This window comes from Pseudoxanthomonas sp. CCNWLY206-1 (assembly GCF_039710385.1).
GTDB lineage: Bacteria > Pseudomonadota > Gammaproteobacteria > Xanthomonadales > Xanthomonadaceae > Pseudoxanthomonas_A.
The window spans coordinates 389604-404795 of the sequence record NZ_JBDKXI010000003.1 but is presented as its reverse complement, the minus strand read 5'-3'; the positions used below and the strand labels follow the sequence as shown (position 1 = coordinate 404795).

13 protein-coding genes are annotated in these 15192 nt (G+C 61.5%); 9 read left to right on the top strand and 4 right to left on the bottom strand.

All coding sequences use genetic code 11. The features are described 5' to 3' along the window. Positions 1 to 41: 41 nt before the first annotated feature. From rpoA to AADW18_RS09435, 4 genes are all read left to right on the top strand, one after another. Positions 42 to 1040, top strand: a complete 999-nt coding sequence (rpoA, locus tag AADW18_RS09450) for a DNA-directed RNA polymerase subunit alpha (protein ID WP_337343120.1) — start codon at positions 42 to 44, stop codon at positions 1038 to 1040. A gap of 187 nt (positions 1041 to 1227) precedes the next feature. Further along, complete coding sequence (gene rplQ, locus AADW18_RS09445; RefSeq protein WP_337343119.1) at positions 1228 to 1602, top strand: 50S ribosomal protein L17; 375 nt, start codon at positions 1228 to 1230, stop codon at positions 1600 to 1602. 161 nt (positions 1603 to 1763) lie between these two features. After that, on the top strand, positions 1764 to 2282 hold the full coding sequence (locus tag AADW18_RS09440) for a disulfide bond formation protein B (protein ID WP_337343118.1): 519 nt from the start codon (positions 1764 to 1766) through the stop codon (positions 2280 to 2282). 49 nt (positions 2283 to 2331) lie between these two features. Beyond that, positions 2332 to 3729 carry a 3-deoxy-7-phosphoheptulonate synthase class II gene (locus AADW18_RS09435; RefSeq protein ID WP_337343117.1) on the top strand — a complete coding sequence of 466 codons (1398 nt, stop codon included), beginning with the start codon at positions 2332 to 2334 and terminating at the stop codon, positions 3727 to 3729. 127 nt (positions 3730 to 3856) lie between these two features. Here the strand turns inward: AADW18_RS09435 and AADW18_RS09430 are convergent, their stop codons facing one another. The 4 genes from AADW18_RS09430 to typA form a co-directional block, all read right to left on the bottom strand. Beyond that, entirely contained in the window at positions 3857 to 6556 is a 2700-nt protein-coding gene (locus AADW18_RS09430) for an EAL domain-containing protein (RefSeq protein ID WP_337343116.1), read from the bottom strand. Positions 6557 to 6674: 118 nt separating this feature from the next. Then, a complete protein-coding gene (locus tag AADW18_RS09425; RefSeq protein ID WP_337343115.1) occupies positions 6675 to 8282 on the bottom strand; it encodes an amidase in 1608 nt (535 codons plus the stop codon). A gap of 51 nt (positions 8283 to 8333) precedes the next feature. Next, positions 8334 to 8825, bottom strand: a complete 492-nt coding sequence (locus tag AADW18_RS09420; protein WP_337343114.1) for a DUF2127 domain-containing protein — start codon at positions 8823 to 8825, stop codon at positions 8334 to 8336. 17 nt (positions 8826 to 8842) lie between these two features. Next, positions 8843 to 10672, bottom strand: coding sequence for a translational GTPase TypA (gene typA, locus AADW18_RS09415; protein WP_337343113.1), 1830 nt, complete (start codon positions 10670 to 10672; stop codon positions 8843 to 8845). Positions 10673 to 10864: 192 nt separating this feature from the next. Here typA and AADW18_RS09410 point away from each other — a divergent pair, with 192 nt between their 5' ends. The 5 genes from AADW18_RS09410 (at position 10865) to prpB (ending at position 15191) form a co-directional block, all read left to right on the top strand. Then, positions 10865 to 11359: a peptidylprolyl isomerase gene (locus AADW18_RS09410; protein WP_337343112.1), complete on the top strand. Its 495-nt coding sequence runs from the start codon at positions 10865 to 10867 to the stop codon at positions 11357 to 11359. 145 nt (positions 11360 to 11504) lie between these two features. Beyond that, positions 11505 to 12707, top strand: coding sequence for an aminotransferase class I/II-fold pyridoxal phosphate-dependent enzyme (locus AADW18_RS09405; protein ID WP_337343111.1), 1203 nt, complete (start codon positions 11505 to 11507; stop codon positions 12705 to 12707). Between the two features lie 18 nt (positions 12708 to 12725). Further along, positions 12726 to 13085, top strand: coding sequence for a glutaredoxin domain-containing protein (locus tag AADW18_RS09400; protein WP_337343110.1), 360 nt, complete (start codon positions 12726 to 12728; stop codon positions 13083 to 13085). 57 nt (positions 13086 to 13142) lie between these two features. Further along, complete coding sequence (locus AADW18_RS09395; protein WP_337343109.1) at positions 13143 to 14129, top strand: malate dehydrogenase; 987 nt, start codon at positions 13143 to 13145, stop codon at positions 14127 to 14129. A 174-nt stretch (positions 14130 to 14303) separates the two neighbouring features. Continuing rightward, positions 14304 to 15191, top strand: a complete 888-nt coding sequence (gene prpB, locus AADW18_RS09390) for a methylisocitrate lyase (RefSeq protein ID WP_337343108.1) — start codon at positions 14304 to 14306, stop codon at positions 15189 to 15191. Position 15192 lies beyond the last annotated feature (1 nt).

Here is a 15192-nt window from a genome sequence, read left to right as displayed (position 1 = left end):
CACCCCCGGGAAAGCCGGGGGATCGCAGGAGACAAAGCAACATGACGGGTATTACTCAGCAAGTGCTGCGCCCCCGCGGCCCGCAGATCGAGCGCCTCAGCGGCAATCGCGCAAAAGTGGTCATCGAACCGCTGGAGCGTGGTTACGGCCATACGCTCGGCAACGCGCTGCGCCGCGTGCTGCTGTCGTCCATCCCCGGCTTCGCTATCACCGAAGTCGAGATCGACGGCGTGCTGCACGAATACAGCACCATCGAAGGCCTGCAAGAAGACGTGCTTGAAGTTCTGTTGAACCTTAAAGACGTCGCTATCCGCATTCATACCGGCGACTCTTCAACGTTGACCCTGGCCAAGCAAGGCCCGGGCGTGGTGACCGCCGCGGACATCAAGACCGACCACAACGTCGAAATCCTCAACCCGGAATTGGTCATCTGCAATCTGACCAAGGACACGGCGGTCAACATGCGCCTGAAGATCGAGCGCGGCTTTGGCTACCAGCCCGCCGCCGCCCGTCGCCGTCCGGATGAAGAGACCCGCGTCATCGGTCGTCTGGTGCTGGACGCATCGTTCTCGCCGGTCCGCCGCGTCGCGTACGCGGTGGAAGCCGCGCGCGTCGAGCAGCGTACCGACCTGGACAAGCTGGTGCTCGATATCGAAACCAACGGCACCATCGACGCCGAGGAAGCCGTGCGCACCGCCGCCGACATCCTGAGCGATCAGCTGTCGGTGTTCGGCGACTTCACCCATCGCGATCGTGGTGCGGCCAAGCCTGCAGCGAGCGGCGTGGATCCGGTGCTGTTGCGCCCGATCGACGATCTGGAGCTGACGGTGCGTTCGGCCAACTGCCTCAAGGCCGAAAGCATCTATTACATCGGTGATCTGATTCAGAAGACCGAAGTCGAGCTGCTGAAGACCCCGAACCTCGGCAAGAAGTCGTTGACCGAGATCAAGGAAGTCCTCGCCCAGCGCGGCCTGTCCTTGGGCATGAAGCTGGAGAACTGGCCGCCGGCTGGCGTCGCTCAGCACGGCATGCTGGGCTGAAAGCAATAAATCGAATCCCTGATATTCGGGAGTCGGAGCAAAAGCAACAGTAACGCCGACGAGCCTGAAGGCTCGCGGCAACGTCCGGCCAAGAAGGGCCGGCTCGGACCATCCGCAGTCCATGTTTCAACGCCATGAAGGCGACAGCGAACTCCAGTAGTTTCAACATTCATCAGGAACCAAGACCATGCGCCACCAGAAATCCGGCCGCAAGTTCAGCCGCACCAGCGCCCACCGCGATGCCATGTTCAGCAACATGGCGGCTTCTTTGATCAAGCACGGCTTGATCCGCACCACGCTGCCCAAGGCCAAGGAACTGCGCCGCGTCGCCGAACCGCTTATCACGCTCGCCAAGATCGATGGCGTTGCGAACCGTCGTCTCGCCTTTTCGCGTCTGCGCGACAAGGAAGCCGTCGGTACCTTGTTCACCACCCTGGGTCCGCGTTACCAGACGCGTCCGGGCGGCTACCTGCGTATCCTCAAGTGCGGTTTCCGCGCTGGCGATAATGCGCCGATGGCCTATGTGGAACTCGTAGATCGTCCGGAAGTTGCTGCCGAATAATCGAACAGCCGCTTTGTCATCAAGAAAACCCCGGCCCTGTGCCGGGGTTTTCGTTTCAGCCTTTCTCGAAGCCTTGGCATGACGCCCATCGTGACGGGTGACGCCACAGCGGCAGCATGTGGATAATGCGGACTTCCTTTCTCTGTCGAGAAGCTTGGCTGATGAATCCTTTCCGCTGGACCTTTCGGGCGCAGTATCTGCTCGGCTTCGTTATCTGCGCTGGCCTGCTGGGGTATGCCCTGTATCTCGAGCATTTCCAGGGCCTGGTTCCTTGCCCACTGTGCACGTTCCAGCGAGGCGCTTTCCTATTGCTGGCCGGGGTATTTCTGCTGGGGGCATTGCACTCGCCGAAAGGCAAAGGTGGCCGTGGCACGTATGCGCTGTTGTCGCTGGTCGCCGCCGGCGTGGGCATCAGCATCGCCGGCCGGCATGTCTGGTTGCAGAATCTGCCGCCGGACCAGGTGCCGGCCTGCGGGCCTGACTTGTCCTACATGATGGAAGCCTTCCCGCTGGGTGACGTGCTGCGCAAGGTATTCACTGGTTCAGGTGAGTGCGCCCTGGTCGATTGGACGTTCCTGGGCCTGGCCATGCCGGCATGGAGCCTGGTCTGGTTCGTGCTGCTGGCACTCTGGGCGTTATACGCCGGGTTTCGCGGGCGCAAGACGCGTACCTTCCGATAATTGACGCGGCGCATCAATCTGGCAGGATGGTGGGCCGAAAAGGATTCTTATGAGCCAGACCGACCGCAACCTCCAAGCTGTACACCTCCCGGCCGATTGGGCGCCGGACAGCTGGCGCGCCCGCCCGGCATTGCAGATGCCGACGTATCCGGACCCGACCGCGATGGAGTCGGCGCTGGCGGAACTACGGCAGTTGCCGCCGCTGGTCACGTCCTGGGAAATTCTGTCATTGAAGAAGCAGCTGGCCGAAGCGCAGGAAGGCAAGCGCTTCCTGCTGCAGGGTGGCGATTGCGCGGAAAGCTTCAGCGATTGCGAATCAGGCCTGATTTCCAACCGGCTTAAGGTGTTGCTGCAAATGAGCCTGGTGCTGGTGCACGGTTTGCGCCTGCCGGTGGTTCGAGTAGGTCGTTTCGCCGGCCAGTACGCCAAGCCACGTTCCGCCGACACGGAAACTCGCGATGGGGTTACGTTGCCGAGTTATCGCGGCGACCTGGTCAATCAACCGGAGTTCACCGCAGAGGCTCGGGTGCCCGACCCGCGGCGAATGATCAAGGCACACGCACGATCAGCGATGACCATGAACTTCGTGCGTGCACTGATCGATGGCGGTTTCGCCGATCTCCACCACCCTGAGTATTGGAATCTCAGTTGGGTTGGCTATTCGCCGCTGGCCAACGAATACCAGCACATGGTGACCTCCATTGGCGATGCGGTTCGCTTCATGGAGACGCTATCCGGTTCGGAAGTGCACAACCTCAATCGCATTGATTTCTACACCTCGCATGAAGCCTTGCTACTGCCGTATGAGGAAGGCCTGACGCGCGAAGTGCCGCGGCAGTGGGGCTGGTTCAACTTGAGCACGCACTATCCGTGGATTGGCATGCGAACCGCTGCCGTCGATGGCGCGCATGTGGAATACCTGCGTGGTGTGCGCAATCCCATCGCCATCAAGGTTGGGCCATCGGCCAGTTCGGATCAGCTATTGCGTTTGATCGATATCTTGAATCCGGAAGACGAACCGGGGCGGTTGACCTTCATCCATCGCATGGGTGCCGCGCAGATCGCCGAGAAGCTTCCGCCGCTACTGGATGCTGTGCGCCGCGATGGCCGTCGAGTGCTTTGGGTATGCGATCCGATGCATGGAAATACCGAAAGCACGCCGAACGGTTTCAAGACTCGCCGTTTCGACAACATCCGAAGCGAGGTCGAACAATCCTTCGATCTGCATGCCGCCGCGGGTACCCGTTTGGGTGGCGTGCACTTGGAGCTGACAGGCGAAGATGTGACCGAGTGTACCGGCGGTGCGCGCGAGCTTACCGATGTGGATCTGGAACGTGCCTATCGTTCAACGGTGGACCCGCGCATGAACTATGAGCAATCGCTCGAAATCGCCATGTCCATCGTACGCAAGCAGAACCAGGTCGCAGCACCCGCCGTCACGGCGTAGGGCGGGTCTCGACCCGCCATACTGACGCTATCCATTCCGCCACGCAGCTAATCCTGCGTCGCCTTGGCGGACTCCACTTCCTCCAAGGCAGGCAGGAAGATTTCACCAAGCCCAAAAATTGGCTTCATCACGACCAATGACTCCCCATCGTCCGTGATGGCGATGGAATCGTCCATCGATTCCTGCGTGCAAGCAGGCGTGCGAAATCCGCTGCCGGCAAGGGTGGACTGAATAGATTTCCCTGCATTTCGTCGCAGCCGTTATCGGCCAGCCACGCAGCCTGTTGCGGCGTTTCAACTCCTTCGGCGATCGTGCGGCATTGCAGTTGGTTGGCGAGTCCGATAATGGCGCGGGTGATGGCGCCCTGGTTAGGCTCCGTGACGTCGCGCACGAAGGATTGATCGATCTTCAGTACATTGAAACCATAATTGCCCAGGTAGCTCAGGCTGGAGAAGCCGGTACCGAAATCATCGATCGCGATGCGCACTCTCAGCGCCTTGAGCGCGCGCAAGATCCGATCGGTACGCTGCACGTCGCGCATGATGGTGGTTTCGGTAACTTCCAGTTCGAGGAATTCCGGCGCCAGCCCACTGTCCTCCAGCGCCGCGGTAACCGTCTCGACCAATTGATCGGTATCGAAGTTGGCGGCCGCGATATTCACCGACACGCGGATGGGAGGCAGTCCAGCTTGCTGCCAGATGCGGTTCTGACGGCAGGCCGCCTGGATTGCCCAGCGGTCGATATCGACGATCAGGTTTGTTTCTTCGGCAATGGGCAGGAATTCGCCAGGCAGCACCAGGCGCTCGCTGCGCTGCCAGCGCGCTAATCCTTCCACGCCTACAATGTGGCCGGTTTGCCGGTCTATCTGCGGCTGATAGTGCAGCAATAAATCGCCATTGCGCAGGCCACGGCGCAAACTGTTTTCCAGTTCGATGCGGGCCTCGACGCTGGTCGCCAACTCGCGTGTATAGAAGCGCACCGCGTTGCGGCCACTGCGCTTGGCCAGATACATCGCCGCATCAGCCCGCATCATCAGCGTGGAGGCGTCATAGCCGTCCTCGGGAAATAGCGCGACACCGATGCTGAAAGCCTGGTGCAGTTCGTGCGCCGCCACCGTGTAGGGCGTACCTGCGATGGCAAGCAGACGTTCCGCCATCTGCAGCACGCCGTCGCGGCCAATGACGTTATCCAGCACCACCACGAATTCGTCGCCGCCCGTCCGGTACACGCTGCCGGCGGTGCCGATGTTGCGCTGCAGGCGGCGCGCAACCTGCTGCAGCAGCTGGTCGCCGGTATGGTGGCCCAGGGCATCATTGACGTGCTTGAACAGATCCAGATCGATGAACAAGACGGCGATGCCGTTGCCACGGTTGGTCGCATTGATGATAAGCAGGCTCAGCGTCTCGTTGAGCTGCAGGCGATTGGGCAGGCCGGTCAGTGCGTCGTGATGGGCCAGGTACGTCATGCGCGAACTCAATGCTCGCGCTTCAGTGATGTCTCGCAACACCATGACCCAGCCGATAACGGCTTCGTCGCGATCATGGATCGGCGATCGCGAACGCTCCACCAACAAGCGGCTGCCGTCGCGCCGTATCAGCTCGATATCGCCGGCCAAGGCAACCGGGTGCAGTTCTTCCGGAGAAGTCACCTCGCTGGTTCTGGTCAACGGCGCCACCGCCTCCAGCGGTTGTTCCAGCGCCTCTTCCAAAGTCCAGCCGCTCAGCGTCTCCGCGGCCGGATTCATATAGGTGACCCGTGAATCCGCGTCGACGGTAATCACCGCTTCGCTGATCGAAGTCAGCGTGACTTCGGCCCGTTCGTTGGCATCGTGAAGCGCGTGTTCCAGTCGATTTTTCTCGGTGACATCGATGGCCATCACAAAGAATCCGCAGATGTCTCCGTCGTCGCCGATATCCGGCGTGTAGTAGGTATGCATGCGCCGGAGGCCATCAACCATGTTGAAGGTGCCTTCGAAATCGACATCGCGACCGGACATCACCGCATCGATGTAGGGCTTGCGCTTGGCATACGCATCGTCGCCGAACAGTTCGCGAGCATGTATGCCTGGACGGAACGGTTGCTTCCAAAGGACTTTTTCAGCGCAGGCCCGATTGAAGAAAACCGCCCGTTCGTCGAGATCGTATTGCGCGATCAACGCGGGCAGATTTTCGGTGATGCGTTTCAGGTGATCGCGTGCTGCCGACAATTCGTGGTTGGCGCGGTGTTGCTGACTGATGTCGTTGGCCATCAGGTACCAGCCGGAAATCCGCTGGTCCTTCTCCACGTCCGGCACCAAATGGAGCTGCGCTGGCCGGGGCGGCTGACCTATTTCCGCTTCCCAGGTAAGCGAATGCTCCGCCGTGCAATCGCGCATCGCACGCTTCAGGGAGTCGCGAAAGCGCGGGTCGTCCGCGTGCACCTCATCCAGGGATCGCCCGCTCCAGGCCCCGTGCGATGCGAACCACTCGCGGCAGGCGCGATTGGCGAAGCCATAGCAGCCGTCACGATCCACGTAAGCGACCAGTGCCGGCAGATGATCCGCTACCGCGTCCAGAAGCGCGCGGCTGCGTCTGTCCGCACGTGCCAGCCGGATCACAAGCACAAAAAGTAATGCGCCGACGACGAAGCCTCCGAGCATCAGCACGATCTGGGTTTTGCCGTAGCCGCCGGCCTGCATCCAGGCCACGTAGCTGAACCAGCTGGAGATCAGTATCACCAACACCAGCAACAGACCCGCCAACACGTAGAAACGGCGCAAACGCCGGGTCGAAGCGGATTGGGAGCCGCTGAGCGCGCGTAGTTCGAAAGCGCGGTCGGGATTGGCCATCTCAGAGTCCCCCAAAGGCGAACGTTCAGGGCTACGGCGCTGGATGCATGCTACGCCGGTGCTCGCCGGTTGGCGCGTGCGGCAAAGTTAGGCGGATGACGACCGACCGCGTCAACGATCAGCGGCCGTTGACCGGAGGCGTGGGCAGCGTCGGCCAGTATTCCGGTGGCTTCCGGGCGCGTGTCAGCTGTTCGTAGGCGTAACCCAGCTCAATCAGGCGTGGTTCGCTCCAAGCAGTGCCCATGAAAGCGATGCCCAGAGGCAGTCCATGGCTATGCCCCATGGGCACGGTCAAACTGGGATACCCGGCGACCGCCGCCGCGCTGTATCCCGCCCCGGGGAAATGATCGCCAGCGTTGTGATCGGTCAGCCAGGCTGGACCAGTGGTGGGTGCGATCAGCACATCAAGCCGTTGAGCCTCCAATGCCACATCGATGCCTTCGGGACCGGCCAGGCGCCGGGCGCGGCTGCGGGCGGTGATGTAGCTCGCTTCACCCAGGCTGCCCTTGCGTTCGGCCAGTTCGAACAGATCCTGTCCAAAATAGGGCATCTCCGACCTGCGGTACTGCTGGTTGTAGCCGATCAGTTGCGTCAGGGTCTTCAGTGGTGCGTCGCGTTCGGCCAGGTAGCGCTCCAATCCAAACTTGAACTCGTAGAGCATCAATTCCAGTTCGTCATCCTCCCACTGTCCTTCGGTGGGAATCTCTGCGTCGACCACCGTGGCGCCGGCATCACGCATTACCTTGATCGCCGCTTCCATGGCTGCCGCTGCGTCGGGGTGGATATTGAAACTGCTGCGCAGCACACCGATCCGGGCGCCCTTGAGCGCATCGGGCTTGAGGCGGGCAGGGTAATCCAGGGTGACGTTCCACGCCGCGTTGTCGGTCGCCGGATCGGCGGTATCGCGGCCGGCCAGCGCCGCCAACAGCAGTGCGGCGTCGGCAACACTGCGGGTCATGGGGCCGGGAGTGTCCTGGCTATGGGAGATCGGGATGATGCCGTTGCGGCTGACCAGCCCCACGGTGGGCTTCAGACCGACTATGCCGTTGACGGCGGCAGGGCAAAGGATGCTGCCATCGGTCTCGGTGCCGATGGCGGCAACGGCCAGGTTAGCCGCCACCGCGACAGCGCTGCCCGAACTGGAGCCGCAGGGGTTGCGGTCCAGGGCATACGGATTGCGGGTTTGCCCGCCGCGCGCGCTCCACCCGGAGGTGGAGTGCATCGAGCGGAAGTTGGCCCATTCGCTGAGATTGGTCTTGCCCAGGATTACCGCGCCAGCCTCTCGCAGTCGTCGCACCAGAAAAGCGTCTTGTGATGGGCGGAAATCCTTCAACGCCAGTGAGCCGGCCGAAGTGACCATGGGCGTGGCGTCGATGTTGTCTTTCAGCAGGATCGGGATGCCATGCAGCGGACCACGCACCGCGTCCTGCTTGCGCTCGACATCGCGCAGCGCGGCTTCTTTCAGCGCGTCCGGGTTGATCTCGATGACGGCGTTGAGGTGCGGGCCGGCCTTGTCGGTGGCGGCGATGCGATCCAGGTAGGCCTGCGTCAGTGTGCGGCTATCCAACTCACCGCTGCGCATGCGCTCCTGCAGGCTCTCGATGTCCATTTCGGCGAAGGTGAAATCGATCGGCGATTCCGCCATTTCGTCCGCAGACGAAGGTGCCTGTTGTTGGCAAGCCGCAAGGGCGAGCGGGATGGCGATCAGCAGCGCAAGTCGACGCATTCCAAATCCCCAGGAAGTGCACCGCAGGCTACGCAGTCTCATGGGCGTGCGTCAAATCCCGCGGTGTTTGCCGGCGCGTCGTTTAAGGATGTCGCGTCCCAGTACCGCAACGATGATCAGGTTGGCGACCAGCACCGCCCAGGTATGCCAGCCATGGTGGTAGTACAACGCATACAGGTCCAGCGGCAAATAGGCAGCTGAGCCCAGACAGCCCAGCCAGGACGCCCAGACGCGGGCAAGCCAGAGGCCCCATGCTTCCAGCAAGCGCATAAGCGCGTAAATCAGCAGGATGATCACTGCCAGGTGCACAGCCCCGGGGTTGATGGCATTCAGCAGCCCGGGCAGTACGCCGTGATCGGGATTGAGATGAAACCTGGAAATCAGATCCGACACTGCGTCGCGCAGCGGTTGCGGCCCCAGCAACGCCAAGCTGACGGCCGCCGCCAGCGCCAGAAGCCCCTTCAAGCCTTCGAAGACTGCAATCAGATGCAGTCCTAGATGGACGTTGGGACTCGGGTCGCAGGCGGCGTTGCCCGTTTGCATGAAACCCCTGGCCTACCTCAAGCCGCGCGAGAGGCGCGCTTGCGGTCGCTTTCGTTCAGGTGCTTCTTGCGCAGGCGGATTTCCTTCGGGGTCACTTCGACCAGCTCATCGTCCTCGATGAAATCCAGCGCCTGTTCCAGCGTGTACTTGATGGCCGGGGTCAGCTTGATCGCGTCGTCCTTGCCGGAAGCGCGCATGTTGGTCAGCGGCTTGGGCTTGATGGCGTTGACGGTCAGGTCGTTGTCCTTCGAATGGATGCCGATCAGCTGGCCTTCGTAGACATTGTCGCCTTCGGCGGCGAACAGCTTGCCGCGCTCTTCCAACGGCCCCAGCGAATAGGCGGGGGTGGTGCCGGCGGCATTGGCGATCATCACGCCGTTCTGGCGCTTGGCGATGGCGCCTTGTTCCTTCGGACCGTAGTGATCAAATACGTGGAACAGCAGGCCCGAACCCTGGGTCAGCGTACGGAACTCATTCTGGAAACCGATCAGGCCGCGGGCCGGGATCATGTAGTCCAGGCGCACGCGTCCTTTGCCGTCGGATTCCATGTTCTTCAGCTGGCCCTTGCGGATGCCCAGTTTCTCCATGACGCCGCCCTGGTGCTGTTCTTCAACATCGACCACCAGCTGTTCGACCGGCTCCATCAGCTTGCCGTCGATTTCCTTGATGATCACTTCGGGGCGCGAGACGGCCAGCTCGAAGCCTTCGCGGCGCATGGTTTCGATCAGCACCGACAAATGCAGCTCACCGCGGCCGGACACCAGGAACTTGTCCGGGTCCGAACCTTCCTCGACCTTCAGCGCAACGTTGTGCAGGGTTTCGCGTTCCAGGCGCTCGCGGATCTGGCGGCTGGTCAGGAACTTGCCGCCGGACAGGTCCTTGTTGCCGGCGAACGGCGAGTTGTTGACCTGGAAGGTCATGCTGATGGTGGGCTCGTCGACGGTCAGGGCCGGCAACGCTTCCGGGGCGTCCAGCGCGCAGACGGTGTCGGAGATGCTCAGATCCGCGACGCCGGAGATGGCGACGATGTCACCGGCTTCGGCTTCCTCGACTTCGATGCGCTCCAGGCCCATGAAACCGAGCACCTGCAGCACCTTGCCCTGGCGCTTCTTGCCTTCGCGGCTGACGATGCTGACCGGCTGGTTCTTCTTGACCTTGCCGCGCTGGATGCGGCCAATGCCGATCAGGCCGACGAAGCTGTTGTAGTCCAGCTGGCTGATGCGCATCTGGAACGGGCCATCCGGATCCACGGCAGGCGCGGGGACGTGCTTCATGATCGCTTCGTACAGCGGGGTCATGTCGCCTTCGCGTGCGGCATCGTCCAGGCTGGCGTAGCCGTGCAGCGCCGAGGCGTAGACGATCGGGAAATCGAGCTGTTCGTTGGTGGCGCCCAGCTTGTCGAACAGGTCGAACACCTGGTCGATGACCCAATCCGGACGTGCGCCGGGGCGGTCGATCTTGTTGACCACGACGATCGGCTTGAAGCCCATCGCGAAGGCCTTCTGGGTGACGAAGCGGGTCTGCGGCATGGGGCCGTCCATCGCATCGACCAGGATCAGCACCGAGTCGACCATCGACAGCACGCGCTCGACCTCACCGCCGAAGTCGGCGTGGCCTGGGGTGTCGACGATATTGATGCGGTTGCCCTGCCAGGTGATGGCGGTGTTCTTGGCCAGGATCGTGATGCCACGTTCCTTTTCCTGATCGTTGCTGTCCATCACGCGCTCGGCAAGCACGGTGCGCTCGGATAGCGTGCCGGACTGCTTCAGCAGACAGTCGACGAGGGTGGTCTTGCCGTGGTCGACGTGGGCGACGATAGCGATATTGCGGAGATTCTGGATGGACATGCGGAAAGGCGCACCGAACTGCGCGCAAGGCTTAGGGAGGAATGGAGCGTATTATACCGTGTTAGACAACGGCTTTATGACTTGTCTGGCCGACAATCAACCCGGATTAAGCATAAAAACGAATGGAATCGACTTGAATTACCGTTTATTCCCGCCATTTTCATTCCAATTCCCTACCACCCCAGAGCCCTCATGTCCCTGATTGCTACCTTCGATACATCGCGCGGCCCGATCAAGATCGAGCTCTATCCTGACAAGGCGCCGCTGACGGTCGCCAACTTCGTGAACCTCGCCAAGCGAGGTTTCTACGACGGCCTGAAGTTTCACCGGGTTATTCCCGATTTCATGATCCAGGGCGGCTGCCCGGAGGGTTCCGGCCGCGGCGGTCCTGGCTACCGCTTCGAAGACGAGACCAACAACGGCGTACGTCATGAGCGCGGCGTGCTGTCGATGGCCAACGCCGGCCCCAATACCAATGGCAGCCAGTTCTTCATCACCCATGTGGCGACCCCCTGGCTGGATGGCAAGCACACAGTGTTCGGCAAGGTCATCGAAGGCTTGGACGTGGTGGACAGCGTGAAACAGGATGACGAGATCAACTCCGTCACCCTGGAAGGCGACACCGACGCCGTGCTGGCCGCCAAGGCCGACCGCGTGGCGGAGTGGAACCGGTACTTGAGCGCCTGATCCGTGTCGTTCCTCCCGGCACCGCCGGGAGGAACAATGGGACCATTGGCGTATCCGGGCGGCGGAAAGGCCCGTGCTAAAATTTCGCGCCGCAAAAACACACCGCCGAAACAACCGTTCGTCTTCCTCATCACGAGGTTCTGTAATGCCCACGCTTGCCCGGCGCATCGGTCGCGCCAAGCCCAGTGCGATCATGGCGGTCGCCGAGAAGGCGAAGAAGCTCAAGGCCGAAGGCCGGGACATCATCAGCTTTTCCATCGGCGTGCCCAATTTCCTGCCGGGCGAACATGTGTATCAGGCGGCGCGCGATGCACTTACCAAGGACTCTGGCCAATACGGCAGCAACCGCGGCGCTGAAGCGCTGCTGGATGCGTTCCTCATGCACGTGGAAGCGTTGGGACTGACCGGCTATACCCGCGCCAACTTGTCCACCGGCATCGGCGCCAAACATATTCTGTACAACCTGGCCGAAACGCTGCTGGACGAAGGCGACACCATCGCCTTTCCAACGCCGTATTGGACCACCTACGCCGATATCGCCGATATCGTCGGAGCGAAAGCGCTCCAGCTGCCGTGCCCGGCCAGCCAGGACTACAAGCTCAAGGCGTCGCAGTTGGATGAAGCGCTGGCGGCCCATAAGCCCAAGGTGTTTCTGTTCAACAATCCGTCCAATCCGACCGGCATGGTGTACACGGAAGACGAAGTCGCGGCGCTGGCCGACGTGCTGGTGAAATATCCCGAGACGTGGATCATCACCGACGATATCTACAACCGCATGCTGTTCGATGGCCTGCGGTACTCCAATTTCGTGCAGGTTCGCCCGGAGTTACGCAGCCGCACCATATTCGTCGATTCGCTGTCCAAGACCTATGGCATGCCGGGTTGGCGAGTGGGTTTCATGGCCGGACCCGAAGCCATCGCGCAAGCGGTGACCACGCTCAATTCCAACCACATCACCAACATCCCGGAAGTGACCACGGCAGCCGCGATTGCCGCGCTGACGGGGCCGCAGGATGTGCCGATCGCGAGGAACGCCGAATTCCAGGCAAAACGCGATCAGGTACTGGCGGCACTTGCGGAAATTCCGGGTGTGGTCTGCCCGCGTCCGCAAGGTGCTTTCTACGTGTTTCCGGATATCAGCTGCGCGTTCGGCAAGTCGCACCATGGCGTGGTGATTGGAAATGATGTTGATTTCTGCGCGGCCTTGCTGGAAGCCAAAGGTGTGGCTTGCGTGCCGGGATCTGCGTTCGGTGAGCCGCGTGCGCTGCGCATCAGCTACACCTGCCCGACGGCGCAGTTGGCGCCTGGACTGCAGCGCTTTCAAGAATTCTTCGCCGAACTGGCCTGACGGGAACATATCCGACTCATGCGTCCCATCATCTGGCTATTGCTGTTGATCGCTTCGGCGGGCGGTATCTACGCTTGGCACAATGCGGGCGAAGACAAGCTCCATCCGGATGATCCGCGGACACGAACCGGCGAGAAGGGCGTGATCATGCTGGCGGCGGAATGGTGCGGTTATTGCCGCAAGCAGCAAAAAGATTTCGAACTTGCCGAAGTGCGTTATCGCGTACTCGATGTCGATACCGAAGAAGGCCGCCGTGCCGCCACCGCGCTGGGCACCCAGGGCGTGCCCGTCACCGTGGTGGGACAACGCGTCATTCAAGGCTACGACACCGTGGCGCTGCAAGAAAACCTGACGCCGCTCGGTTACGACGTCTACTAGGGCCTGAGTGTTAACAGGCTCTAATACCACCCCACGATCCACTGTAGAGGACAACCAATGAAGACTCCCGTTCGTGTTGCGGTCACCGGCGCTGCCGGCCAGATCGGCTACGCCTTGCTGTTCCGCATCGCTTCCGGCGAAATGCTCGGCAAGGATCAGCCGGTCATCCTGCAGTTGCTTGAACTGCCGATCGACAAAGCCCAGGCCGCGCTCAAGGGCGTGATGATGGAACTGGAAGACTGCGCGTTCCCGCTGCTGGCCGGCATGGTCGGTACCGACGATCCGGAAGTGGCTTTCAAGGACGTCGACGTGGCGCTGCTGGTCGGTGCCCGCCCGCGCGGCCCCGGCATGGAACGCAAGGACCTGCTGCTGGAAAACGCGAAGATATTCACCGCGCAGGGCGCCGCCTTGAACAAGGTCGCCAGCCGTAACGTCAAGGTGCTGGTGGTCGGTAATCCCGCCAATACCAACGCCTATATCGCCATGAAATCGGCGCCCGACCTGCCGACCAAGAACTTCACCGCGATGCTGCGTCTGGACCACAACCGCGCGCTGAGCCAGCTGGCCAACAAGGCCGGCGTCGCCGTGGGCGATATCGAAAATCTGATCGTATGGGGCAACCACAGCCCGACCATGTATCCGGACTATCGCTTCGCCACCGCCAAGGGCGTGTCGCTGAAGGACAAGATCAATGACGCCGATTGGAACGCGAACACCTTCATTCCGCAGGTGGGCAAGCGCGGCGCCGCGATTATCGAGGCGCGCGGCCTGTCGTCCGCCGCCTCCGCAGCGAACGCCGCGATCGACCACATCCGCGACTGGGTGCTGGGTAGCAATGGCAAGTGGGTGACCATGGGCGTGCCGTCCGATGGCAGCTATGGCATTCCGGAAAGCGTCATCTACGGCGTGCCGGTGATCACCGAAAACGGCGAGTACAAGCGCGTTGAAGGCTTGGAAGTGGATGCATTCAGCCGCGCCGCCATGGACAAGACGTTGGCGGAACTGGAAGAAGAGCGCGCTGGCGTGGCGCATTTGCTGGGCTGATTGGGTCCTGCAAAGTTGCAGCGATGGGCGGCCACTGGCCGCCCATTTTTTTGCTGCAAAGCAAAAGCCCGGTTTCGGAAGGAATGGCCGGGTGAAAGTCCGGAAGCGCTTGGCGCGGGCACTAGTCAGTTAAAATGGCCTGCTGCGCATGAGCGCAGCGGAACGGAGAATCTCATGGCAAACACGTTGTCCGCTGGCGCCAGGTTTCGCGCTGCACTCGCCGAGGAATCACCACTGCAGGTGATCGGCGCCATCAATGCCAATCATGCGCTCTTGGCCAGGCGGGCCGGCTATCGCGCGATCTATCTCTCCGGTGGCGGTGTAGCAGCAGGTTCACTGGGCTTGCCGGATCTGGGCATCAATACGCTGGACGATGTGCTGATCGACGTACGCCGCATCACCGATGTATGCGATCTGCCGCTGATGGTCGATATCGACACGGGCTTTGGTCCGAGTGCCTTTAATATCGCGCGCACCGTGAAATCATTGATCAAAGCCGGTGCGGCGGCATGCCATATCGAGGACCAAGTCGGCGCCAAGCGCTGCGGTCATCGTCCCGGTAAGGAGATTGTGTCGGCCAGCGAAATGGCGGACCGGGTGAAAGCCGCGGCGGATGCCAAGACCGATGCGGATTTCTTCCTGATCGCCCGCACCGATGCCATCCAAGTCGATGGCGTGGACGCGGCTATCGAACGCGCCATCGCCTGCGTCGAAGCGGGCGCGGACGGTATTTTCGCGGAAGCCGCTTATGACTTGCCCACTTATCAGCGCTTTGTCGACGCGGTGAAAGTGCCGGTGCTGGCCAACATCACTGAGTTCGGCAAGACGCCGTTGTTCTCGGTCGAGGAACTGAAAAGCGCGGGTGTCGGCATCGTGCTTTATCCGTTGTCCGCGTTCCGGGCGATGAACAAGGCGGCCGAAGCCGTCTACACCGCTATCCGTCGCGATGGCCACCAGAAGAACGTGGTCGAGCTGATGCAGACACGCGAGGAACTGTACGAGCGTATCGGCTATCACGAGTACGAACAGAAGCTGGACGCATTGTTCGCAGCGAAGAAATGAT